Annotated in this window: 18 protein-coding genes; 17 read left to right on the top strand and 1 reads right to left on the bottom strand. The window is 73.3% G+C overall.

Annotated features, from left to right (window positions below; all coding sequences use genetic code 11):
- Positions 1 to 94: 94 nt before the first annotated feature.
- The 17 genes from ACIQ9G_RS15505 (at position 95) to ACIQ9G_RS15425 (ending at position 18,264) form a co-directional block, all read left to right on the top strand.
- Positions 95 to 1,159, top strand: coding sequence for a substrate-binding domain-containing protein (locus ACIQ9G_RS15505; protein WP_403609058.1), 1,065 nt, complete (start codon positions 95 to 97; stop codon positions 1,157 to 1,159).
- Positions 1,160 to 1,200: 41 nt separating this feature from the next.
- Positions 1,201 to 2,004, top strand: a complete 804-nt coding sequence (locus ACIQ9G_RS15500) for a ThuA domain-containing protein (protein ID WP_403609057.1) — start codon at positions 1,201 to 1,203, stop codon at positions 2,002 to 2,004.
- 179 nt (positions 2,005 to 2,183) lie between these two features.
- Positions 2,184 to 3,350: an inositol-3-phosphate synthase gene (locus ACIQ9G_RS15495; RefSeq protein WP_403609055.1), complete on the top strand. Its 1,167-nt coding sequence runs from the start codon at positions 2,184 to 2,186 to the stop codon at positions 3,348 to 3,350.
- A gap of 125 nt (positions 3,351 to 3,475) precedes the next feature.
- Positions 3,476 to 4,375: an SCO3242 family prenyltransferase gene (locus ACIQ9G_RS15490; protein WP_403609054.1), complete on the top strand. Its 900-nt coding sequence runs from the start codon at positions 3,476 to 3,478 to the stop codon at positions 4,373 to 4,375.
- Positions 4,372 to 5,271 carry a sugar phosphate isomerase/epimerase family protein gene (locus ACIQ9G_RS15485; protein ID WP_403609052.1) on the top strand — a complete coding sequence of 300 codons (900 nt, stop codon included), beginning with the start codon at positions 4,372 to 4,374 and terminating at the stop codon, positions 5,269 to 5,271. Before ACIQ9G_RS15490 ends, ACIQ9G_RS15485 begins: the two co-directional genes overlap by 4 nt.
- Positions 5,268 to 5,960, top strand: coding sequence for an EboA domain-containing protein (locus ACIQ9G_RS15480; protein WP_403609051.1), 693 nt, complete (start codon positions 5,268 to 5,270; stop codon positions 5,958 to 5,960). Before ACIQ9G_RS15485 ends, ACIQ9G_RS15480 begins: the two co-directional genes overlap by 4 nt.
- Positions 5,960 to 6,826 carry a TatD family hydrolase gene (locus tag ACIQ9G_RS15475; RefSeq protein WP_403609049.1) on the top strand — a complete coding sequence of 289 codons (867 nt, stop codon included), beginning with the start codon at positions 5,960 to 5,962 and terminating at the stop codon, positions 6,824 to 6,826. The genes ACIQ9G_RS15480 and ACIQ9G_RS15475 overlap by 1 nt, the downstream gene beginning before the upstream one ends.
- Positions 6,827 to 6,828: 2 nt before the next feature.
- On the top strand, positions 6,829 to 8,028 hold the full coding sequence (gene eboE / locus ACIQ9G_RS15470) for a metabolite traffic protein EboE (protein ID WP_403609048.1): 1,200 nt from the start codon (positions 6,829 to 6,831) through the stop codon (positions 8,026 to 8,028).
- Positions 8,025 to 9,422, top strand: a complete 1,398-nt coding sequence (locus ACIQ9G_RS15465) for an alkaline phosphatase family protein (RefSeq protein WP_403609046.1) — start codon at positions 8,025 to 8,027, stop codon at positions 9,420 to 9,422. Before eboE ends, ACIQ9G_RS15465 begins: the two co-directional genes overlap by 4 nt.
- A gap of 49 nt (positions 9,423 to 9,471) precedes the next feature.
- Complete coding sequence (locus tag ACIQ9G_RS15460) at positions 9,472 to 10,479, top strand: sugar phosphate isomerase/epimerase family protein (RefSeq protein WP_403609045.1); 1,008 nt, start codon at positions 9,472 to 9,474, stop codon at positions 10,477 to 10,479.
- Between the two features lie 255 nt (positions 10,480 to 10,734).
- Complete coding sequence (locus ACIQ9G_RS15455; RefSeq protein WP_403609043.1) at positions 10,735 to 11,319, top strand: hypothetical protein; 585 nt, start codon at positions 10,735 to 10,737, stop codon at positions 11,317 to 11,319.
- Entirely contained in the window at positions 11,316 to 11,981 is a 666-nt protein-coding gene (locus ACIQ9G_RS15450) for a DUF5987 family protein (protein WP_403609042.1), read from the top strand. Before ACIQ9G_RS15455 ends, ACIQ9G_RS15450 begins: the two co-directional genes overlap by 4 nt.
- Positions 11,978 to 13,624, top strand: coding sequence for a GMC family oxidoreductase N-terminal domain-containing protein (locus ACIQ9G_RS15445; protein ID WP_403609040.1), 1,647 nt, complete (start codon positions 11,978 to 11,980; stop codon positions 13,622 to 13,624). The genes ACIQ9G_RS15450 and ACIQ9G_RS15445 overlap by 4 nt, the downstream gene beginning before the upstream one ends.
- The gene (locus ACIQ9G_RS15440) at positions 13,621 to 14,736 is read left to right on the top strand and encodes a hypothetical protein (protein WP_403609039.1); all 1,116 of its coding nucleotides are present in this window, start codon (positions 13,621 to 13,623) and stop codon (positions 14,734 to 14,736) included. The genes ACIQ9G_RS15445 and ACIQ9G_RS15440 overlap by 4 nt, the downstream gene beginning before the upstream one ends.
- A 110-nt stretch (positions 14,737 to 14,846) precedes the next feature.
- Positions 14,847 to 16,004, top strand: coding sequence for a trypsin-like peptidase domain-containing protein (locus ACIQ9G_RS15435; RefSeq protein ID WP_403609038.1), 1,158 nt, complete (start codon positions 14,847 to 14,849; stop codon positions 16,002 to 16,004).
- 105 nt (positions 16,005 to 16,109) lie between these two features.
- Positions 16,110 to 16,295: a hypothetical protein gene (locus tag ACIQ9G_RS15430; protein ID WP_403609036.1), complete on the top strand. Its 186-nt coding sequence runs from the start codon at positions 16,110 to 16,112 to the stop codon at positions 16,293 to 16,295.
- Between the two features lie 37 nt (positions 16,296 to 16,332).
- Positions 16,333 to 18,264 carry an aKG-HExxH-type peptide beta-hydroxylase gene (locus tag ACIQ9G_RS15425; protein WP_403609035.1) on the top strand — a complete coding sequence of 644 codons (1,932 nt, stop codon included), beginning with the start codon at positions 16,333 to 16,335 and terminating at the stop codon, positions 18,262 to 18,264.
- 58 nt (positions 18,265 to 18,322) lie between these two features.
- Here ACIQ9G_RS15425 and fxsT read toward each other — a convergent pair whose 3' ends face one another.
- A complete protein-coding gene (gene fxsT / locus ACIQ9G_RS15420; protein WP_403609034.1) occupies positions 18,323 to 22,276 on the bottom strand; it encodes an FxSxx-COOH system tetratricopeptide repeat protein in 3,954 nt (1,317 codons plus the stop codon).
- Between the last annotated feature and the right edge of the window lie 197 nt (positions 22,277 to 22,473).

Below are 22,473 nucleotides of genomic sequence, written 5' to 3'. Positions count from 1 at the left end.
CCCGCGCCGCTCCCGGCCCCGCCGCGCGGCACGTCCGCATCGACCACGGCAGGCACGACCCAGGCAGGACCCCGTGACTGGAAGGACTTACGAGATGGACAAGCGCGGACTCGGCGGACTGGACCGCAGAAGGCTCCTCCTCGGCGGCGCCGTACTCGGCGGCGGAGCCTTGATCGCCGGCTGCACCAGCAACCAGAGCGACGCCTCCACCAGCGACGTGAACGCGGCGGGCAAGGCCGGTACCGACAACGACAAGCCGGGCAAGCAGGTGTCGATCGGCTTCTCGGCCCCGGCAGCCGACCACGGTTGGATGGCCGCCATCACCAAGAACGCCATGGCGCAGGCGAAGCAGTACTCCGACGTGCACTTCGAGGCCGTAGAGGGCACCAACGACGTCAACGCGCAGATCAGCCAGGTCCAGACGCTGATCGGCAAGAAGGTGGACGCCCTGGTCATCCTGCCCTTCGACGGCAAGGCGCTGACCGCCGTGGCCCAGCAGGCGATGGACGCGGGCATCCCCGTCATCAACGTCGACCGGGTCTTCGACTCTCCCCTCGCGTACCGGGCGTGGGTCGGCGGCGACAACTTCGGCATGGGGCTCAACGCCGGCCTCTACATCGGCAGGACCCTCAAGGCCAAAGGCGCCTCCGCGCCCGTGATCGGCGAGATCGCCGGTATCGACAACCTCGAACTCACCAAGCAGCGCAGCGCCGGGTTCAAGCGGGGCCTGGCCAAGTACGGCTTCCACGTGGGGATCCGGCAGGCCGCCAACTTCACCGCGGATTCGGGTCAGCAGGTGATGAGCAACGTACTTCAGGCACGCTCGCACCTCGACGCGGTGTGGAACCACGACGACGACCAGGGCATCGGCGTCGAGGCGGCCATCAAGCAGGCGAACCGGAGCGAGTTCTTCATGGTCGGCGGCGCCGGCTCCAAGCACGCCATGCAGGAGATCAAGGCCGACGACTCCGTGCTCAAGGCCACGGTCGTCTACCCGTCCGACATATCCGCCTCGGCGGTCAAGCTCGCCCGGCTCGTCGCCCAGCACAAGGGCATGAGCGACCTCGTCGGGCAGGACCTGCCGTCGTCACTCACCCTGTTCTCCGCCACCGTGACCAAGGAGAACGTCGACCAGTACCTTCCCGGCGCCTTCAGCTGAGCCGGCATCCACCGTCCCCGAGATCAGGTCACGAAAGGTTGATGATGTCCCGCAGAGGTATCGTCGCGCTGCTGTCGGCGGCCGCTCTGGCCCTGCCGCTCGCGGCCACCAGCGCCACCACCGCGCACGCCGCCGCACCCGCCTTCAGAGTGCTGGTGTTCTCCAAGACCACCGGCTACCGGCACGCCTCCATCCCCGACGGGATCGCGGCGATCGAGAAGCTCGGCCAGGAGCACGGCTTCGCGGTCGACGCGACCGAGGACGCCACACGGTTCAACGACGCCGACCTGGCGAAGTACCAGGCGGTCGTCTTCCTCTCCACCACCGGCGACCCGCTGGACCAGCAGTCCGAGAAGGACGCCTTCCAGCGCTACATCGAGCACGGCGGCGGCTTCGTCGGCATCCACGCCGCCGCCGACTCCGGCTACACCTGGGCCTGGTACGGCGGCCTGGTCGGCGCGTACTTCAGGGACCACCCGGCGATCCAGCAGGCGACCGTGAACGTCGTGGGCCAGGGCACCGCGGCCACGAAGGATCTGCCGAACCGCTGGACCCGCACCGACGAGTGGTACAACTACCGCTCCGATCCCCGGCCGAACGTGCGTGTCCTGGCCACGCTGGACGAGAGGACGTACAACCCGGTCGGTTACACGGGCGGCTCGATGGGCGCGGACCACCCCATCTCGTGGTGCCACCCGTACGACGGCGGCCGGTCCTTCTACACCGGCATGGGCCATACGTCGGAGAGCTACACCGACCCGCTGTTCCTGTCGCACATCCTCGGCGGCATCGAGATGACGGCCGGTACGGCGAAGTTCAACTGCGACCCGGAAAGCACCGACTGACCGGCGTCCACGTGCCCCGGCGCGCCCGCCGTCCGAGGGAGGCGCAGGGCCCCGGTTCCCCTCCGTGCCCGGACGACGGGCACGGAGGGGACCAAAAGCAGCCGACAGGGGGCAGCGACATCGACAGCGAGGAACGAGCCGGCGGGGCGCGACCGCGCCCGGCCGACGGAGGTGACGAGATGCCAGATCAGCGCAGTCGCACGGGTGTCTGGTTGGCGGGGGCGCGTGGATCGGTGGCCACCACGGTCGTCGCCGGCACGGCCGCTCTGCGGGCGGGGCTGGCCGGGCCGACCGGATGCGTCACCGAGCAGCCGGGGTTCCCCGACGCCGGCCTGCCCGCCATGTCGGACCTGGTCTTCGGCGGGCACGACGTGGCCTGCACGCCGCTGCCGAAGCGGGCCGAGCAGCTGGTCGCGGCCGGGGTCCTGCCCCACGGGCTGCCCGCTCTCGTCCACGGCGACCTGGCCGCCGCCGACGCCGAGATACGCCCGGCCCCGCTCCCGGACCGCGACTTGAGCCAGTCGGACGCCGCCGAGGCGATACGCGCCGACATCGACGCCTTCCGCGAGCGGCACGGCCTGGCACGGGTGGTCGTCGTCAACGTGACCTCGACCGAACCGGTCGCGCCGGAGCACCCGGCGCACGTCTCGGCCGAAGCCCTGCGTGCCGCGCTGGCCGCCGGTGAGAACGTGCTGCCGCCCAGCTCCCTGTACGCCCTGGCCGCGATCGACGCCGGGTGCGCCCACGTCGACTTCACGCCGTCCGCCGGCATGCGGATCCCCGCTCTGGAGGAACTGGCCGGGAAAGCCGGCCTGCCGTACGCCGGGAACGACGGCAAGACCGGGGAGACCCTGCTCAAGGCGACCCTCGGGCCGATGTTCGCCGCCCGGGGCCTGCGGGTGCGGACCTGGTCCGGCACGAACCTGCTCGGAGGCGGTGACGGCGAGACGCTCGCCGATCCGGCCGCGATGGCCAGCAAGGCGGTCTCCAAGCAGCGGGTGCTCGCGGAGACGCTGGGACACCCGGTCGAGGGCGAGGTCCACATCGACTACGTGCCCTCCCTCGGCGACTGGAAGACCGCCTGGGACCACGTGACGTTCGAGGGGTTCCTCGGGGTGCGGATGAATCTGCAGTTCACCTGGGCCGGTTGTGACTCGGCACTGGCCGCGCCGCTGGTACTCGACCTGGCCCGGCTGGCGGCCCGGGCTCATGAGCGGGGGATCTCCGGTCCCCTCGGCGAGCTGGCCTTCTTCTTCAAGGATCCCGTCGGCAGCGAGGAGCACGCCGTGATGAGCCAGTACGAGACACTGCGTACCTTCGCCGCCGGGCTCGGGGGCCGGCGGTGATCCGCCCCTCCGCGCTCCGGTTCGGCCCGGGCGCCGTCCGGCGGGCGGGCGGGGGCCGGGGGGCGCGCGACGACCTGGCCGGGGTCCCACGTCCCGGATCCGCGGCCCGCGCGTCCGCTCCGGCCGTGACGCCGTCGCCGGGCCGGCGCCTGCGGGACCTGGCCGAACTGGTGCGTGCCCCGGCCGCGTTCACCGTGCCGGGAGACGTCCTGGCGGGAGCGGCCGCCGCGGGCCGTCGCCCCGACGTGGCCGTCGCCGGTCTGGCCGCCTCCTCGGTCTGCCTGTACTGGGCCGGGATGGCGCTCAACGACTGGGCCGACCGCGACCTGGACGCCGTCGAACGTCCCGAGCGGCCGATCCCCTCGGGCCGCGTGAGCGCACCCGTCGCCCTGGGCACCGCCGTGACCCTGACCGCGGTCGCCCTCGGCCTGGCCGCGGCCGCCGAGGGCCGTCGCGCGCTGACGGTCGCCGTGCCCCTCGCGGCGACCGTCTGGGGCTACGACCTGTGGGCCAAGTACCGGCCGTCGGGTCCCGCGGTGATGGCGGCCGCCCGGGGACTCGACGTGCTGCTCGGCGCCCGCGGGGGCCGGATACGGCCCGCCCTCCCGGCGGCCGCGACCGTTGCCGGGCACACCCTCGCCGTCACCGCGCTCAGCCGCGCCGAGGTCACGGGAGCGGAACCGTGGCTGCCCCGGGTGACACTCGCCGCCACCGGAGCCGTCGCGGCCGCGGCCGCGACGGCGCTCCGCGACGGTCCGGCGCGGCAGGGCAGGGGCCGCGGGCACCGACTGGCGGTCGCGGGCGGGCTCGTCGCATACGGCGCGACGGCGGGCCGCGCCCAGGCGCGGGCCGTCGCGGATCCCTCGCCGGGAAGGGTCCGCGGGGCCGTGGGCGCGGGGATCCTCGGCCTGATCCCGCTCCAGGCCGCGCTCACCGCGGGCGCGGGCTCGGTCCGTTCCGCGCTTCCGCTCGTCGCGGTCTTCCCGTTGGCCCGGGCCCTGTCCAGGCGGGTGTCCCCGACATGACCGGGCCCCGCCACCGCGACAACGCGTCCGCCGAGCCCGTCCTGCGCTACGGGTTCGGCACCAACGGCTTCTCCAACCACCGGCTGGAGGACGCGCTCACCGTCATCGCCGACCTGGGCTACGACGGTGTGGCGCTCACCCTCGACCACCACCACCTCGATCCGTTCGCGCCCGGCCTGGCCGCGCGTACGGCGGCCCTCGCCAAGCGTCTCGACGGTCTCGGGCTCAGTGTGGTGATCGAGACCGGAGCCCGTTACCTGCTCGATCCCTGGCACAAGCACGAGCCCACCCTGCTCGCGGCCGAAGGACGGGAACGCAGGGTGGACTTCCTGCGCCGGGCCGTGGCCGTCGGGGCCGACCTCGGGGCCCAGGCCGTCTCCTTCTGGGCCGGCGTCAGGCCCGCGGCACTCGGCCCGCGGGCGGCCTGGGACCGTCTGGTCGCGGGATGCGCCGAGGTCGTCGAGGCGGCGGAGGAGGCGGGCGTCCTCCTCGGCTTCGAACCCGAACCGGGGATGCTGGTGGAGTCCGTCGACGAGTACACCAGGCTGGCCGCGGCGCTCGGCGACCCTGCCCCGTTCGGCCTGACCCTCGACATCGGCCACTGCCGCTGCCTGGAGCCGTACCCGGTGCCCGAGTGCGTGCGCCGGGCCGGGAACCGGCTGGTCAACGTGCAGATCGACGACATGCGCCGGGGCACGCACGAGCATCTGGAGTTCGGCAGCGGCGAGATCGACTTCCCGCCCGTCCTCGACACCCTCGACGAGGTCGGCTATCGCGGGCTGGTCGCCGTCGAACTGCCCCGGCACAGCCATGACGCACCGGGCGTGGCCCGCCGCTCCCTGGACTTCCTGCGGTCGTGCGACCCAGCGGTCCGCCGTGAGGAGGAGATGGCATGACACCCGACCGCCTCAGAGACGCCCTGACCGACCGGACGACCGAGGAGGGCCGGAACTGGCTCGCCGGCGCGTGCGCCTCGGTCACCGCGGAACCCGGAGTCGTCCGCGGTCTGTTCCCCCTGGCCGGACGGCGATGCGGACGTGGCCCGCTGGACCCCGCCGATCCGTACGGGTGGAGGGTGGACGACGCGGCCCGGGCCCTGCTCCTGGCCGCGATCCCGTTGACCGGCACCCCGTTGCTGGAGGAGATCGGGGAGCTCTACCGCAGCGGTGACGCGGCCGAACGGCGCGCCGTGCTGCGCGCCCTGCCGCTGCTGCCCGTCGGCGACGGCGCGCTGCCCCTGGTGCGCGACGCCCTGCGCACCAACGACACACGGCTGATCGCGGCGGCCCTCGGCGACTACGCGACCGACCACCTGGACCCGGAAACCTACCGCCAAGGCGTGCTCAAGTGCGTCTTCACCGGAATCCCGATGTCCGCTCTGCCGGGCCTGCCCGGCAGAGCGGACATCGAACTGGCCCGCATGATGGCCGCGTTCGCCCAGGAGCGGAGCGCCGCGGGACGGGACGTGCCCACCGACATCGTGCCGATCCTCGCGCGCTTCCCGGACGCGGCGGTGACCGGCCACCTGGAACTCGCGGACGCCCCCACCGCGAACACCGACCGTCCCAGCCCCCGGGAGGCGTGATGCGAATCTTCGACCCGCACATCCACATGACCTCGCGCACCACCGACGACTACGAGGCGATGCACTCGGCCGGCGTACGCGCCCTGGTGGAGCCCGCGTTCTGGCTCGGCCAGCCACGCACCTCCGTGGGCAGCTTCCTGGACTACTTCGACTCCCTCATCGGCTGGGAACCCTTCCGCGCCGCCCAGTTCGGTGTCCGGCACCACTGCACGATCGCCCTCAACCCCAAGGAGGCCAACGACCCGCGCTGCGCGGAGGTTCTCCAGCACCTGCCGCGCTACCTGCTCAAGGACGGCGTGGTCGCCGTCGGCGAGATCGGCTACGACTCGATGACACCCGAGGAGGACGAGGCGTTCGCCGCCCAGCTGCAACTCGCTCTCACCCACGGTCTGCCGGCGCTGGTCCACACGCCGCACCGCGACAAGGCCGCGGGAGTCGAGCGCACCCTCGCCGTGGTGAAGGAGTCGGGAATCGCCCCGGAGCGCGTGGTCGTCGATCACCTGAACGAGGTGACGGTACGTCAGGTAGTGGGTTCGGGCTGCTGGATGGGGTTCTCCATCTATCCCGACACCAAGATGGACGAGCGCCGCATGGTCGCCGTGCTGCGCGAGTACGGCACGGACCGGATGCTCGTCAACTCGGCCGCGGACTGGGGGCGCAGCGACCCTCTGAAGACCCGGAAGACCGGGGACGCCATGCTCGCCGCCGGTTTCTCCACCGACGACGTGGACAAGATCCTGTGGCGCAATCCCGTCTCCTTCTACGGCCAGAGCGGCAAGCTGGAACTCGACGACTCCGAAGCGCCCGGGACCGACGCCACTTTCGAGGGCAACTCCGTTCTGCGCGGTGTCCGGGCGGAGGTGTAGCCGTGCGGCTGCTCCACCCCGACGGCACCGTCGTCCACCTCGCGTACTGCACCAACGTCCACCCCGCCGAGGACCTCGACGGAGTGCTCGCCCAACTGGGCCGGCACGCCGAGCCGGTGCGTGAGCGGCTGGGTGTGCCCGTCCTCGGCCTGGGCCTGTGGCTGGCCCGCGACGCCGCGGCGGCCCTCGCCGCGGACGACGGCCAGGTCGCAAGACTCCGCCGGGAGCTGACCGCCCGCGGCCTGGAGGTCGTCACCCTCAACGGCTTCCCCTACCGCGGCTTCCACGACCCCGTGGTCAAGCACGCCGTCTACCGGCCGGACTGGACCACGCCCGAGAGGTTGCACTACACCCTCGACCTCGCCCGGGTGCTCGCGGCACTGCTTCCCGACGACGCCGCGCACGGCAGCGTCTCCACCGTGCCGCTGGGCTGGCGGACCCCGTGGACGGCCGGTCAGGCGGACGAGGCCGCCCGTACGCTCGACTCGCTGGCCGGTGGTCTGGCCACCCTCGCCGCCGACACGGGCAGGACGATCAAGGTCGGCCTGGAACCCGAGCCGGGCTGCGTCGTCGAGACCACCGCTCAGGCCACCCGGCACCTCGCCGGCGTGGACACCGACCGCATCGGGGTCTGCCTGGACGCATGCCATCTGGCGGTCGGCTTCGAGGAGCCGGCCGCCGCGCTCGCCCGCCTGGACGCGGCCGGACTCCAGGTGGTCAAGACCCAGGCGTCCTGCGCCCTGCAGGCCGGCGATCCGGCCGATCCGGCGACACGAGCGGCACTGGCCGCCTTCACGGAGCCGCGCTTCCTGCACCAGGTCCGGGAGCCGGTGCCCCGGCAGGCGACGTCTGCCGGGGCACCGGGCGCCCCGCCCCTGGCCGTGGACGACCTGGACGCCGCTCTGGCCGGGGGGCTGCCCGGCAGGGGCCCCTGGCGAGTCCACTTCCACGTGCCGCTGCACGCCGACCCGGAGCCCCCGTTGAGCACGACGCGCCCCGAACTGGAGGCGACCCTCGCCGCCCTGCTCGGCGGCGACACCGCGCGCACCGCTCATGTGGAGGCCGAGACCTACACCTGGGGTGTGCTCCCCGAGGGCCGCCGGCCGCGGGGCCCCGGGGCCCTCGCCGACGGCATCGCCGCCGAACTGGCCTTCACCCGCGACCATCTGATCTCTCTCGGCCTGAAGGAGGTCGCCCCGTGAGCCCCGTCCCCCTGCTCGTCCTCGACGTGGTGGGCCTCACCCCCCGGCTGCTCGCCCACATGCCCCGGCTGCGCGCCCTGGGCGAGGCGGGCTTCACCGCACGCCTGGACACCGCGTTCCCCGCCGTCACCTGCACCGTGCAGTCCACCCTGCTCACCGGGCAGCCCGCCACCGGCCACGGCATCGTCGGCAACGGCTGGTACTTCCGCGAACTCGGCGAGGTACTGCTGTGGCGGCAGCACAACGCGCTCGTCGGCGGGGAGAAGCTGTGGGACGCCGCGCGGCGCTCCCATCCCGGCTACCGCGTCGCCAACGTCTGCTGGTGGTACGCCATGGGAGCCGACGTCGACCTCACCGTCACCCCGCGGCCGGTCTACTACTCCGACGGCCGCAAGGAGCCCGACTGCTACACCCACCCCCCGCAGCTGCACGACGAACTCACCGCCAAACTCGGCACCTTCCCGCTGTTCACCTACTGGGGGCCGACCGCCTCCATCACCTCCTCCCGATGGATCGTCGACGCCGCCCGGCACATCCTCGCCACCCAGGCCCCCGACCTCAGCCTCGTCTACGTCCCCCACCTCGACTACGACCTGCAGCGCTACGGGCCCGACGATCCCCGCGCCGCCGCGGCGGCGGCCGACGTCGACCGGGTCCTCGCCCCCCTGCTGGACGACGCCGCCGCACGCGAGATCACCGTGGTCGCCCTCTCCGAGTACGGCATCACCAACGTCTCCAGGGCGGTGGACGTCAACCGGGTGCTGCGCCGGGCCGGGCTGCTGAACGTCCACACCCAGGACGGCATGGAATACCTCGACCCGTGGACGTCGGCCGCCTTCGCCGTCGCCGACCACCAGGTCGCCCACGTCTACGTGGCCGACCCGGCCCACACCGAACGCGTCCGCGAACTGCTGGCCGGCACCGACGGCGTGGCCGAGGTGCTCACCGAGGCCGGCAAGAAGGCGTACGGCGTCGACCACCCGCGTGCCGGGGACCTCGTCGCCGTCGCCGAGCCCGACTCTTGGTTCACCTACTACTACTGGCTCGACGACGACCGCGCCCCGGACTTCGCCCGTCTGGTAGAGATCCACCGCAAGCCGGGCTACGACCCGGCCGAGCTGTTCATGGACCCGAAGGACCCCAGGGTCAAACTGCGCGCCGCCGTCGCGCTCGCCCGCAAGAGGCTCGGCCTGCGCTACCGCATGAGCGTCGTCCCCCTCGACCCGTCCCCGGTACGCGGCAGCCACGGCCGCCTGCCCGGCCACCCGGACGACGGCCCCGTGCTCCTGTGCTCCCGACCCGGCGAGATGCGCGACCACTACGACGCGACCGAGGTCAAGGACCTGCTGCTGCGCCTGGCCGGGATCACGCCGAGCGGCTCCCCGGCTCCATGACCCCCTGACCCCACGACCGCCCCGACCGACGAACCAACCGGAGGAACCGATGCCACGCCCGATCACCTTGTTCACCGGTCAGTGGGCCGACCTGCCGTTCGAGGAGGTGTGCCGGCTGGCGGCGAAGTGGGGGTACGACGGGTTGGAGATCGCCTGCTGGGGCGACCACTTCGAGGTCGACAAGGCCCTGGCCGACGAGGACTACATTCCGCGCCGCCGCGCCCTGCTGGAGAAGTACAACCTGCGCTGCTGGACGCTCTCCTGCCACCTGACGGGCCAGGCCGTCTGCGACCACCCCATCGACGAGCGCCACCGCGGCATCCTTCCCGCCCGCATCTGGGGCGACGGCGAGCCGGAAGGCGTCCGGCAGCGCGCCGCGCGGGAGATCAAGGACACCGCGCGCGCGGCCGCCGCGTTCGGGGTGAAGACCGTCGTCGGCTTCACGGGATCCTCGATCTGGCACACCGTGGCGATGTTCCCGCCGGTTCCGCCGGAGATGATCGAGCGCGGCTACGCGGACTTCGCCGAGCGCTGGAACCCCATCCTCGACGTCTTCGACGAGGTCGGCGTGCGCTTCGCCCACGAGGTCCACCCCTCCGAGATCGCCTACGACTACTGGACCACGGTGCGCACCCTGGAGGCGATCGGCCACCGGGAGGCGTTCGGGCTCAACTTCGACCCGTCCCACTTCGTCTGGCAGGACCTGGACCCGGTCGGCTTCCTGTGGGACTTCAAGGACCGCATTTATCACGTGGACTGCAAGGAGTCGGTCAAGCGGTTCAACGGGCGCAACGGCCGCCTCGGCTCCCATCTGCCGTGGGCGGACCCGCGCCGCGGGTGGGACTTCGTCTCCACCGGGCACGGGGACGTCCCCTGGGAGGCGTGCTTCCGGATGCTCAATTCCATCGGGTACGACGGGCCGATCTCGGTGGAGTGGGAGGACGCGGGCATGGACCGCATGGTCGGTGCCCCCGACGCCCTGCGGTTCATCCGCGCGCTCGGAGCGATCGAGCCCTCGGCCCAGTCCTTCGACTCGGCCTTCTCCTCCGGAGACTGACGCCTTCACGACCAGGGCCTCGCCTCGCAGCCGGCCGACGACCGGTGGAGCCCGCCGGCCCGGCCGCGGCGGCACCGACGCGCGCGACCGGCCCGCGAGGACGGTTCGCGGGGGCGATCGTGCCGTCCTGTGAAGACATGAAGGACTTGGGGCCGGGGTCTTGCCCCCGGAGACGACGCGCGAACAGGATGTGGCGCCAACTGACCGGCGAGTAACAAACGCCGGTCGCAGCCGCCACCACAAGAGGGTCCTGCCATGGCTTCGTCCCCCCGTTCCGTCGCCGCGGGCCTGGTCGCACTGACGACGCTGACGCTCGGTGCGACGCCCGCCGACGCCGCCGCGGGCCCGGGTCCGGGCCCCGTCTCCGGCTACACCGACCCGGCGTTCGGGGCCGACTGCGCCTTCCATCACTTCGGCGAGGGGGAGAGCCCCCCGCTGAGCCTGATCGGCACCGACCCGCTGTGCGTGGAGTACTCCAAACGGGACATCACCGTCAGCAACGGCGGTGCGCTGCGGTTCCTGCTGGCCGAGCCGGCGCGCTTCGCCGTCGCCGTCCCCGCCTGCCGCTACTGGCAGCTGGACCGCTGGAGCGTGCAGGCGCGGCCGCACGGCACCGAACTGGTGGGCTGGGACGGCAGCTACTGGTTCGACAAGAGCACCGCAAGCGCCGGCGCGCGGCTGCGCCACCTGACCGTGGCCGGAGTGCCCGCCACACCCGCGCACGCGGCCCGGGTGCTGCGGCCGTACGATCCGCGGCTCGCCGACGCCGTCGCGCGTGCGGCCCTCGGCACGACGGTGCGCCTTCCCGCCGGCCTGCCGTGCCCCGGCGCACGCCCATGAGCGACCTCCTGACGCGGCGGCGGCTGATTGCCGGTCTGGCCGGGGCCCTCGCCGCGGTGACCACCGGCGCCCTCGCGCGCGCGGCGCCGTCCGCCGCCGCGGCGGCGGTGCCACTGAGCGGCGGCGTGGTCGCCACCCTGGAGGCGTTCGCCGACACCATGGTGCCGGGCGAGAAGCGGTACCCCGACGACCGGGCCGTCGCCGGGGCGGCACCCGGCGCCGGCGCGGTACAGGCCGGTGCGATCGCCCTGCTGCGGCTGCCCGAACTCGGGCTGGGCCCGCTCCTGCCCGAACTGGCGGTACTGCTGAACACGCGGGCCACGGCCTACGCGCTCGCCAAGGGGCGCGTGCTGCCGCCCACTCGGCCCGCCTTCACCGCACTGGACTTCGCCGACCGCACCGAACTGGCCGCCACGCTGCTGCGCCCCGCCGAGACGGACCAGAAGATCTGGGTCCTGCTGGCCCTGTTCAGCGCGGCAGCCTTCGACACCGCGGCCCACCTGCACACCACGGAGGCGATCGGCGAGCGCCACCCCGGCCTGGCCTGGCTGCGCTTCCCGGCGCCGGACCCGGACGGGCTCTGGCGCTTCCCGCGGTACTCGTACGGCAGACGGCTCGCGCGGGAACACCCACGGACCACCACGGGAGGCAGCCCGGCATGACCGTCACCGAACGTACCGACGTGCTGGTCGTCGGCAGCGGATTCGGCGGCTCCATCCCCGCCTACCACCTGGCCGCCGGCGGAGCGCGGGTCGTCGTCCTCGAACGCGGACCACACCTGCGGTCCGCGGACTACGCCCACGACCTGCGCATGGGAAGCTACACCCGCACGGTCGACCTGGTGCAGGGCGACGGCATCACCGTGGTCGCCGGCAACTGCGTCGGCGGCTCCAGCGTGGTGTACTTCGCCGCCTCACTGCGCGCGCCCGGCTTCGTCTTCGACCGCCGGGGCAGCCTCGGCCACCGGCTGTGGCCCGCGTCGCTCACCCGCGCGTCGCTGGATCCCTGGTACGACCGGGTCGAGGAGACCCTGCCGGTAGCCCTCCCGCGGTGGGACCAAGTCCCCTATCCAGGAGGTCTGTTCGCCGCCGCGTGCACCCGCGCCGGACGCACCTGCAATCCGGTCCCGGTCGCCGTCGACCTGGACCGCTGCACCAACTGCAACTGGATGCTGAGCGGCTGCCACTTCGACGCCAAGCGCTCGATGCTGCTCAACTACCTTCCGGCCGCCACCGCGGCGGGCGCCGAGATCCGGGCCCTGCACGAGGTGCAGACGATCGCCCCGGCCACCACGCCCGGCTACCGCTACCGGGTCGCCTACACCGTCCTCGACGCGGACGACTACCGGGTGCCGGTGGCCGCGGGCACCATCGAGACCAAGGTGCTGGTGCTCGCCGGCGGCGCCCTGGGCACGCCCGTGCTGCTGCGGCGCTCGGCCGCGCTGCTCGGCGGGGTGCCGGGCGCGGTCGGCCGGTACTTCTCGGGAAACGGCGACCGGGTCTCCATCGCCGACGTCGACGAGTCCAAGGTCCGCGATCTGCTGGGCCTGGAGCGGGCGCCCGGCACACCGTACGAGGCGTTTCCCGTGGGCAAGCCGATCGGGTCGATGTCCTTCGACCGACTCGACCCGCGGGCACCGGAGTTCACCCGCTTCTCCCTGCAGCAGATCTACTTCCCCGGCATCACCAACATCCTGGCGCAGGCCACGGACCATCCGGACTCCGGCTGGTTCGGGGTGGAGAAGAAGGAGCTGCGGGGGCGGTGGCGGTCCTGGCTGTCGGTGCTGGCCATGACCGAGGACGACAACGAGGGTGTCTTCGGTGCGCCACCCGCCACCGGAAGTTTCACCCGCGTCGCGTCCTCGGTGGGCCTGTCGAGCCTGCGTTACCGGCCCACCGCCAACACCCTGCGCGGCTGGGGCGCCGCCGACGCCGAGGCGCGAGCGGTACTGGAGCGGGACCGGCTCGCCCGGGTACGCCCGTGGAACGAGGTGGTCGGCTCGCTCACCGCCCACCCACTGTCCTCCTGCCGGATGGGTGACGACCCCGCGAGCTCCGCGCTGGACGAGCACAACGAACTGCGCGGCCACCCCGGCCTGTTCGTCACCGACGCGGCCGCGGTGCCCACCTCGCTGTGCGTCAACCCGTCCCTGACCGTCGCCGCGCTGGCCGAACGTGCCTGCCCGCACATCGTGGCCCGCGCGGCCGAGGCGGGCGTGGCGGTGCGTTACGGGGCTCCGGCACCGGACGGTTCGACCGCCGGCCGCCGGGTCGTCCTGAAGAACGCGCTGAGAGAGAGCCGATGAAACGGAAGCAGGACGACGTCGCCCGCCTCTACCCACCGCGGCTGCGGGGCCGGCCGGGCCGGCTGGAGGTCTGGTACGCGACGTTGACCGACCCGCGGACCGGCACCGGAGTGTGGATCCACCACGAGGTCGTCACCCCGCCGGACGGCTCACCGGGCCCGGCACGGGCCCACGGCTGGATCTCGGTCTTCCCTCCCGGCGGCCCCCCGGTGACCGAGCGGTTCACGGCCGGAGCCGAGCCGGTCGGGTCCGGGCAGGCCGACTCCGAACCGATCGACTCCGGGCAGGCCGACTCCGAACCGATCGACTCCGGGCAGGCCGGCGCCGGGCGGATCGGCGCCGGGGCGGCTGGGGCGGCAGGCGCGGCTGGACCGAAGCAGACCGGGTCGGAGCAGGCCGACTCCGGCGAGGTCTACTTCGCGTCCGCGGACGTGCTCGCCTCGCGGACCCGCCTGGCGGGACACGCGGGACGGATCCGATGGCGACTGGACGTCCACGAGGCCGGCGCCCCCCTGTACACGTTCCCTCGCTGGGCCTGGGAACGGGCGGTCCTGCCGGCGGCGCAGATCGTACCCGCACCCGACGCGGGCTTCGACGGCTTCATCGAAGTCGGGGCAGAGCGACTGGAGTTGGCCGGAGCCACGGGCGCGGTCGCCCGTATCGCGGGTCACGGCAACGCCCGGCGCTGGGCCTGGCTGCACGCCGGGCTCGGCGGCGGGGACGTCCTGGAGGTGGTCGCCGCCGTCGCGCGGCGCCCCGGAATGCGCCTGCTGCCACCGCTGCCCCTGCTCCGACTACGCGTCGGCGGACGGGACTGGCCGGCCGATCCGCTGCTCGCCGCGCCGCTGTTCAAGGCCCGGATCGGTCTGCCGGAGTGGTCCGTGCGCGGCCGGGTCGGACGGCGCCGGCTGTCGATCGAGGTACGCCAGGACCCGGGCGAGTGCGTGACGCTCGGCTACACCGATCCGGACGGAGCGACGGCCACCTGCACCAACAGCGAAAGGGCCTCGGCCGAGGTGGTGGTCGAACGACGCACCGGTTCCCGCTTCGAGATCGAGCACCGGTGGACACTCGACCACACCGCACACGCCGAAGTCGGCACGCGCCCCTGACCCGTGCGCCGTCCCTCGTCGGCGGCGGACGGTGCGTTCGGCGTCGTGAACCCGTCCTACGACGTCACGGGTCTCGCGTACGCCCGGGGCGGGAGGGGTAGGGGACCCGCGTGAGCGGCTCGGGGGGACGGGGACTGGAGGCGGCGCGCGTCGCCGAGATACTGGTCGGGCGGTACGGCGGACTGCCCGGCCGACGGGGTTCCGGCTACCGGGTGGGCGAGTCCTTCGTGCTGACGGCGGCGCACGTCGTGACCGGCCCGGTGGCGGCGCTGCGGGTGCGCTTCGACGCCGACCAGCCGGGGGAGTGGAGCGCCGACGCCCACGTCGTACTGCTGGCCGAGACGGCGGACGTGGCCCTGCTGGAGCTCAAGCACGTGCCGCCCGGCGCTCCCGCCGCCGATCCGCCGCGCTGGGCCGCGGTGCCCGGCACCGACGTGGTGCTGCCCTTCACGGCGATGGGCTTCCCCCGCTTCAAACTCCGCCAGGACACCGTGCGTCCGCTCGACGACGGCTCGCCGAGCCAGTACCGGGACTCCTGCCATGTCTCCGGCACGGTCTCCGTGCTGTCCAACCGCCGCGAGGGCACCCTCGAACTGGCCGTGGCCGTACCGCCCGCCGACGTCGAACCGGAGCGCTCCCCCTGGGAGGGGATGTCGGGCGCGGCCGTCTGGTGCGACGGAGCCGTGATCGGTGTGCTGAGCGCCCATCACCGCGCCGACGGCCTGGGAAGGCTCGCGGCCCGCCGGGTGGAACGCTGGTACGACTGGCTCTCCCCGGACGAACTGGAGCTGCTCCAGCAGCGCGCCGGACTTCCCGCACGCGACGCCCTGGCCCGCGCCGCCGGCGCGCACACCTCACACGCCCCGAACACCTCGCACGCCCCGGACACCTCACACGCCCCGCGCGGACCGCTTGATCCGCACAGCCCTCACGGCCTTCGCCGCCCGGTCCCCGTCCTCGCCTCCCTGCCTCCCGACGTCCCTCTGCGCCAACTCGTCGCTCTCGTGGACGCATTGACCGCACTCCCGACCCTGCGCAGCCCGAACGGCACGGCCCTCCTCCTGGAGAGCATCAGCGACCGGGTCGCGGCAAACAGCCCCCGCGATCCCCGGCTGCGGATGGACGTCTACGGCATCGTGCGCACCTGTCTGCGCTACCCCGGCACCCTCGACCAACTCCTCGAAGCGGTACGCCTGCTGGAGGGGTCGTCGGCGGAGGCGGACCGTGTGGACGAGGCCGCCGCCCAACTGGCCCGGCTCTACAGCTGACTTGATCTCGCGGCGCGGCCGGGAAACGGGGTTTCGACTTGTGCCGCGCTGGGTCATCATGGATGAGGGCACCGACGGTGACGACTCGCGTGTACGGGAGGGGACTTGGCAGCCGTGGAACAGACGATGCCTGCCGTGGAGTCCGATCTCGTCGATCTCTCGGGGATCTCACTGGAAGCGCTGCGGTCCATGGACGGTCCGGCCTTCACCGGGTCGCTGGAGCAGTTGCTGCACCACATCGACGGCCCGCAGGCCATCACGCTGTCGTACAACCCGTCCCGCTTCGACTGACGCGATGAGGTGATCGGAACGGTGCAGTGGGGAATCCGTGGCTGCTGAGGCCACGCAACGGGGGGACCACGCACAGGGGCACCACGTACGGGACGACGTCGTACGGCGGGACCACCTGCCGTTCCACCGGCTCTCGGAAGCCGGTGTCCTCGCTCTCGCCCGCGGCGACGGCGACGGTGCGGTGGTCGCGGAACTGCTGAACGCCGAGCGCAGCCGCCGCCTGCTGCTGCTGCGCGCACTGGACGACGAACTGTCCCGCGGCGCCCCGCCCGCGCGGCGGCCGGACCCGGTCGGGTACGCGGAGGCCTGGACCCTGCTGACCCGCGCCCAGCACCGGTCGCCCGAGGCGTTCGAGGACGTCCTGATGTCCCCGAACACCGGGATGTGGGTGTCGCTCGCGGTGCGCCGGACCAGGGGGCGGGCCTACGAGGAGGCGCCGCGATGGGTGGTCGTCGGGCATCTCGCGGCCCTGGCCGCCGCCGCGGCGGCCAGGGCCGGACTCGACTTCTCGATCACCGTTCCCGTGCGGGGCGGACTGGTGCCGCTGCCGACCCTGGGCTGCGCGGTCCTGCCGGACGGGAGGGCGTGGAGCACCGCCCGCGTCACGGGAGACGAGGGCCACCTGCGGATCAGCGGCGCGGGCGGCGTGGTGGAGGTCGCGCCGCCGTGGGACGTCCGCGTCCCCGGCTGGCACCCGAGACGCCTGCTGACCCTGGGCTCGGGCGAGGCCGCGAAGACCCTGGTGCTGGAGGACCTCGATCCCTACCGGACGTTCCCCCGCCCGAGTGAGCCGCGCCCGCTGCCGGAGCCGGAGGCGGAGCTGTGGCGGTCGCTCCTCGCCGACGCGTGGGACACGGTGCTGCGTGACGACCCGGAGAGCGCCGAGGCCATGCGACGGGGGCTGATGTCGCTGACCCCCACCGCGTCGAGAGAACGTTTTCGGCCGCACAGCAGCACCGCCGGCGACGCCTTCGGCGCCCTCACGGCATCCCGGCCGGACGACGTCGCCCAGCTCGCCGCCACCCTCGTCCACGAGTTCCAGCACACCAAGCTCGGCGGCCTGATGCACCTGGAGCCACTGACCGTGCCACCGCCGGAGCCGTCGTCCCCGGAACACCTGCTGTACGCCCCCTGGCGCGACGACCCCCGCCCCCTGGGCGGCCTGCTCCAGGGCATCTACGCCTTCCTCGGCGTGACCCGGTTCTGGCGGGCACACCGGCAGGCCGCCGCCCCGGCCCATGCCCCGACCGCCCACTTCGAGTTCGCGCTGTGGCGCACCCAGGTGTGGTCCACCCTGAACGCGGTCCGCGGACACGAGCAGCTGACACCGCTCGGGCACCGCGTCGTCGAGAGCCTGCACGCACGGTGCGCCGAGTGGATGGCCGACGAGGTCCCGGCGGCCGAGCTGCGACTGGCCCAGGAGGCCGCCGAGGACCACCTTGCCCGCTGGCGGGCGCACCACCTGCGGCCGCCGGCCGCCGCCGTCGACGAGGCGGTGCGCGCCTGGCAGCGGCGTGCCGCCCGGCCTCCGTCCTCCCTGGCCGCCGAACCGATCCTGGCGCCGGACACCGAGGCGCGCTTCCTGGACGGCGCGGCCGTCCTGGCCCGTCACCACCTCGGCGACCCCGACGGACCCTGGCGGCACGACGCCGCGGGTTACGACGGGGACGCCGGGGGAGTCGACGGCGCCGACCCGGCCGACGTCCTGCTGGCCCGCGGCGACAGCGCCGGAGCCCGTGCCGCCCACGTGGACCGGCTGACCCGCGAGGGCGCGCCCGTGTCCGCCTGGGCGGGCCTGGGCCGGGCCCTGGCCGACGACCCCGCCCACCGCGCAGCGTCCCGGCTGCTGCTCCGCCACCCGGAACGGGCCCGCGCCCTCCAGGACGCCCTGGAGGCCGCGACGGGCCGCCGCGCGGACCCCGTGGACCTGGCGGACTGGCTGGGGTCCGGCGGGGCGGCGCAGAGCTAGGGGCCGTCGCGCCTTCCGGATGTCGCGCGGCCGCCCGGCGGGGCGGCCGCGCGGCCGGTCACAGCGGCAGCGGGTCGATGTCGCAGTTGGCCCGCTCACGGTTCCTGAACTGCACGGTGGCCGCGTGCCGGGTGCCCGACTCGCTCTGCAGCCGGGGCACGTCGAGCACCCGCTCCATGCGCTCCAGGGTGTCCTCCCGCAGGGTGGCGGCCTGGGCCTCCGCCCCGACGGAAATGAGGTCGAGCGACAGATTCGCCGCACACGCCAGCGTGGTGGGATGGTCCTGCCCGAAGGTGACCCGGCACAGGGCCAGCGAGTCCTCGCTCCGGCGCCGCGCCTCCTCGTGCTCCCCGAGCGCGGCCAGGTCACTGGCCAGGTTGATGGCGCAGACGAGCGCGAGCGGGTGGCCCGCGCCGAGCCGGTCGGTGAGCGAGGCGAGCGCCGCCTCGTCGAGACGCCGGGCCTCGTCGGGCCGGCCGAGCAGACGCAGGGTCACGGCGAGGTCGACGTCCGCGGACAGCGCGTGCGGGTGGTACGGGTCGTAGATCTGACGGTATCCCTCGCACACCTTGACGCCCCGTGTCCGGGCCGCCTCCAGATCGCCGTTCTGGCGCAGCGCCACCGACAGGGTCAGGGCCGCCGCCAGCGACTGGGGGTGGGTCTCGCCGTAGCGGCGGGTGAACTGCGCGTGCGCCTCGGTGGCCAGCTCCAGCGCGCGCACGTGGTCGCCCTCCTTGCGGCAGGCCTCACTGAGCTGGCGCATCGCCTCCACCGTCGCCGGGTTGCCCCGGCCGAACACGGTCCGGTAGCCGCTGAGCACCGACTCCTGCAGGGCGCGGGCCCCGATGTAGTCCCCCGTCTCCCGCACGTCGATCGCGACGTGCGTCTCCGAGTGCAGGGTCGTGCGGCCCTCGCGCCCGTACAGGCGCAGTTTCAGGGCGAGGGTCCGCCGGTCGAGCTCCAGGGCCTGCTGGAACTCGCCGATCAGCCGCAGGCTCACACTGAGGTTGTGGGCGGTGTTGAGCGTGGTGGGGTCGTCCTCGCCGAACGCCCGGTGCGCCCGTTCGTAGGCGATCCGGTCGAGCTCCGCTCCGGTGGCGAACCTGCCCTCCACCCGGCGCACGGCGGCTTCGAGCTGAAGCGCGTCGAGCGCGTCCTCCCGGGTGTCCTCGCGGTCCGCGGGGGCGGTGCGCTCGTAGACCTCTCTGAGGTGGCTCACCAGACGGGCCGCGTCGTCGAAGCGTCCGACCACCCAGTACAGGAAGCACAGCTTCTGCCCCATGAGCAGCGTCTGCTGGTCCTCCTCGCCGAAGATTTCCAGCCAGGCCTCCCACGCCTGCTCGGAGAAGTCGAGCGACACCTCGTGGTCGCCCCACCAGTAGAGGTACTCGCCGACGTTCCTGACCAGCTGGCGCACCCAGGGCTGATCGGACTTGATCGCCTCGGAGGCGATGACGTGGCTGTAGAGCTCGGAGTAGCGGGGCCAACTCGCCGGGTCCTGGGGGGTCCTGGGGTCCGCGGCGGCCAGCAGGGTGTGTGCCCCGTGGCGCATACGGGACTGTTCCTCCAGGCTCATGCGGTTGTTGAGCACGAGCTGCACCAGCCGGTGCATCTCGATGGAGTTCGTACGGTGGTCGATGCGGGCGAGCGAGTAGCGGTTCACCTCCCTTATCGCACGGGCCAGCCTCATCGGGTCGTTCAGCGCCGCGTCCAGTTCGGGGAAGATGCTGCTGTTGCCGAGGCCGGAGAAGATGGACCGGGAGATCGGGTCCGGGGCGAAGTAGGAGCACAGCTGCAACAGCCGTAGCGCGGCCGGACTTCGGGTCTCCAGATGGTCGAGGGAGACGTTCCACGCGGCGGCGACGGGGAGTTGGTAGTCCGGCGGCGGCGCCACCTCCAGCAGCTCCATGCGCTTGTTCTCGAACAGCCGCAGGTACTCGGAGGCGGGCATCCCGGTCTCCGCCCGCCAGGCCGCGGCCTGTTCCAGCGCCAGCGGCAGGTCGCCCAGAGCCTCGGCCAGCCGGTCCGCCTCGGCGTCGCTCAGCGGCGGCCCGGAGCGGCGCAGCAGCTCCTTGCTCTCCTCGCGGGTGAACACGTCCACTTCCAGGGAACCGCCGACCTGCCCCCACCGCCGGTTGCGGGAGGTGACGAGGATCGTGCCGTTGCCCCCCTGCGGGAAGTAGTGGCGGACCTGCTCCGGGTTGTCGGCGTTGTCGAAGATGAGGAGCCACCGGGAGTACGGCCGTCCCTCGCGCAGCGCCTCGCGCACGGCGGGGCCCGCGATGTTCGCCTCCGTGGTGGTCACCAGGCCCAGCCGCTGGGCCAGTTCCACCAGGGCCTGGCCGATCTGCCCGGGCCGCTCCGAGGGGATCCACCACACGACGTCGTACTCGGCCTGGTGCCGGTAGGCGTACTCGATCGCGAGCTGTGTCTTGCCGACGCCGCCCATGCCGTGGATCGCTTCCGGCAGCACCGTCGTCGTGCCTTCGCGCAGCCGCTGGGCGAGCAGTTCCAGCAGCTCGCTGCGGCCGGTGAAGTTCGGATTCCGGGGCGGCAGATTCCCCCAGACGCGCGGTTGTGTGGTGCGGTCCCCCTCCGCTGTCCGCTGGGGTGTCGTCGACATCTGAGAGGCTCCTTCGGAAGCGGTCCGGGGTTCAGTCGTAGCACCGTGTTCGACCACCGCCGGGGCCGAATCGGAGTGCGCGTGTCCCGAGGCGGTACGTGGCGATTTCTCCAGGCTCACCGCGTATCGCCGATCGTGCCAGCTCAGCACCTTCGCCAACATCGCGGCACGCTGGTCGTAGCGTCCCGACAGGGCCCGCAGAGCGGTCAGCTCCACGCGGAGGAAGGCGATGTTGCGCCGGTTGACGCGTGGCATCGCCAGGGTGTCGAGGGGTTCGGCGGGGGGTGGCAACAGGGATCCGGCCGGCGTGTCCTCGGCCAGGACCGCGCGTACGTCGTGCAGGACCCGTGCGGTGGCGCTGCGGCGTCCCAGCGCCAGGAGCTCCTCCCGGACGTCGGGAGCGAAGATGAAGGCCACGTCCGCCGCGCCCTCCCCGCTCGTCCCGGTGGGCCGGACCAGACCGCTCATCAGGAGTTCGGAGACGTGCACCGGGCCCGCGTCCGGGGTCGTCGCGACGATCCGCTGGATGACGGGCAGGCTCAGCGGCGCGGCGGCGAGCCGGGTGGCGAGCGCGAAACCGGTGGGACTGGCCGCCGCCCGGAAGTCGGAGACCCGGACCGCGGCGGGCACCGTGCTGTCCGGATCGGGCACGTCCTCCGCCCAGGGGAGGGCGCGCGCCGCGTCGGGCCGGCTCTTCCACGCCTGCGCCCGGATGGCGGACAGGTCCAGCCACTGGTGCTCCGGCCCCGCGACCAGACGGGTCAGGGCGCCGGCCCAGCGGCCGGTCAGGGCGAGCACGGGGACGACGACGGCATCCCCCTCGGTCTCGCCCTCGGAGTCGCCGGCGCCGGGTAACCCGGCCGGGGCCTCGCGCTCCTCCCATTCCCAGGCGCGGTTGGCCGCCCAGGCCCGGGCCGCGCGGATGCGCACGCGGCTCACGTTCAGCCCGGTGCGGAACCACAGGTGCGGCGGCAGCAGGTGCAGCACGGCGACGGGGTCCGTGCTCCCCCAGGTGCGCAGCAGCGGCTGCACCGCGCCGAGCCGCCAGCCGGCCGCCAGACCGTCGGTGACCACCAGCACCACCCGGTGGGTGCCCGCCGGGGCCGCGCCGAGCGGCTCCTGGAGCCCCACCCGCGCCGGGTCCGTCTCGTCGGTCCCGAGCAGGGGCAGCACCCGCACCCGGGTGAGGTTCTCCGTCCGCTCCAGCTGGTCGACCAGGTCGCTGCGGACCGCCCGGTCCCACACCCGCATCGTCTGATGGGCGTCGACGACGAGAACCGCCTCCGCGGGGTGCGGTCCGTCCGGCCGTCCGAGCCGGCTCAGAACCTGAGCGGCCTCCCGGCGTGTCCGCGCGGCCTGTGCCGGCCGTAGCCCGTCGTCATCGTGCATGGGTGCTCTCAAGGCGTCGGAGTGAGGGCAGGCGTCGGGCTGGCGGCGAGCATCGTGGTGACGAGAGGCGTCGAGGTGACGGCGAGCAGCGTGGTGACGGCGTACGTCGAGGTGATGGCGAGCATCGTAGTGACGGCAGGCGTCGATGTGGCGGCAGGCGTCGAGGTGACGGCGGGAGTGTCGCGGAGTCGCGCGGA

The organism is Streptomyces sp. NPDC096152, assembly GCF_044763235.1.
In the GTDB taxonomy this organism is placed as follows: Bacteria; Actinomycetota; Actinomycetes; order Streptomycetales; family Streptomycetaceae; genus Streptomyces.
The sequence above is the reverse complement of the archived record's forward strand: the minus strand, read 5'-3'. Positions and strand labels throughout refer to the sequence as shown.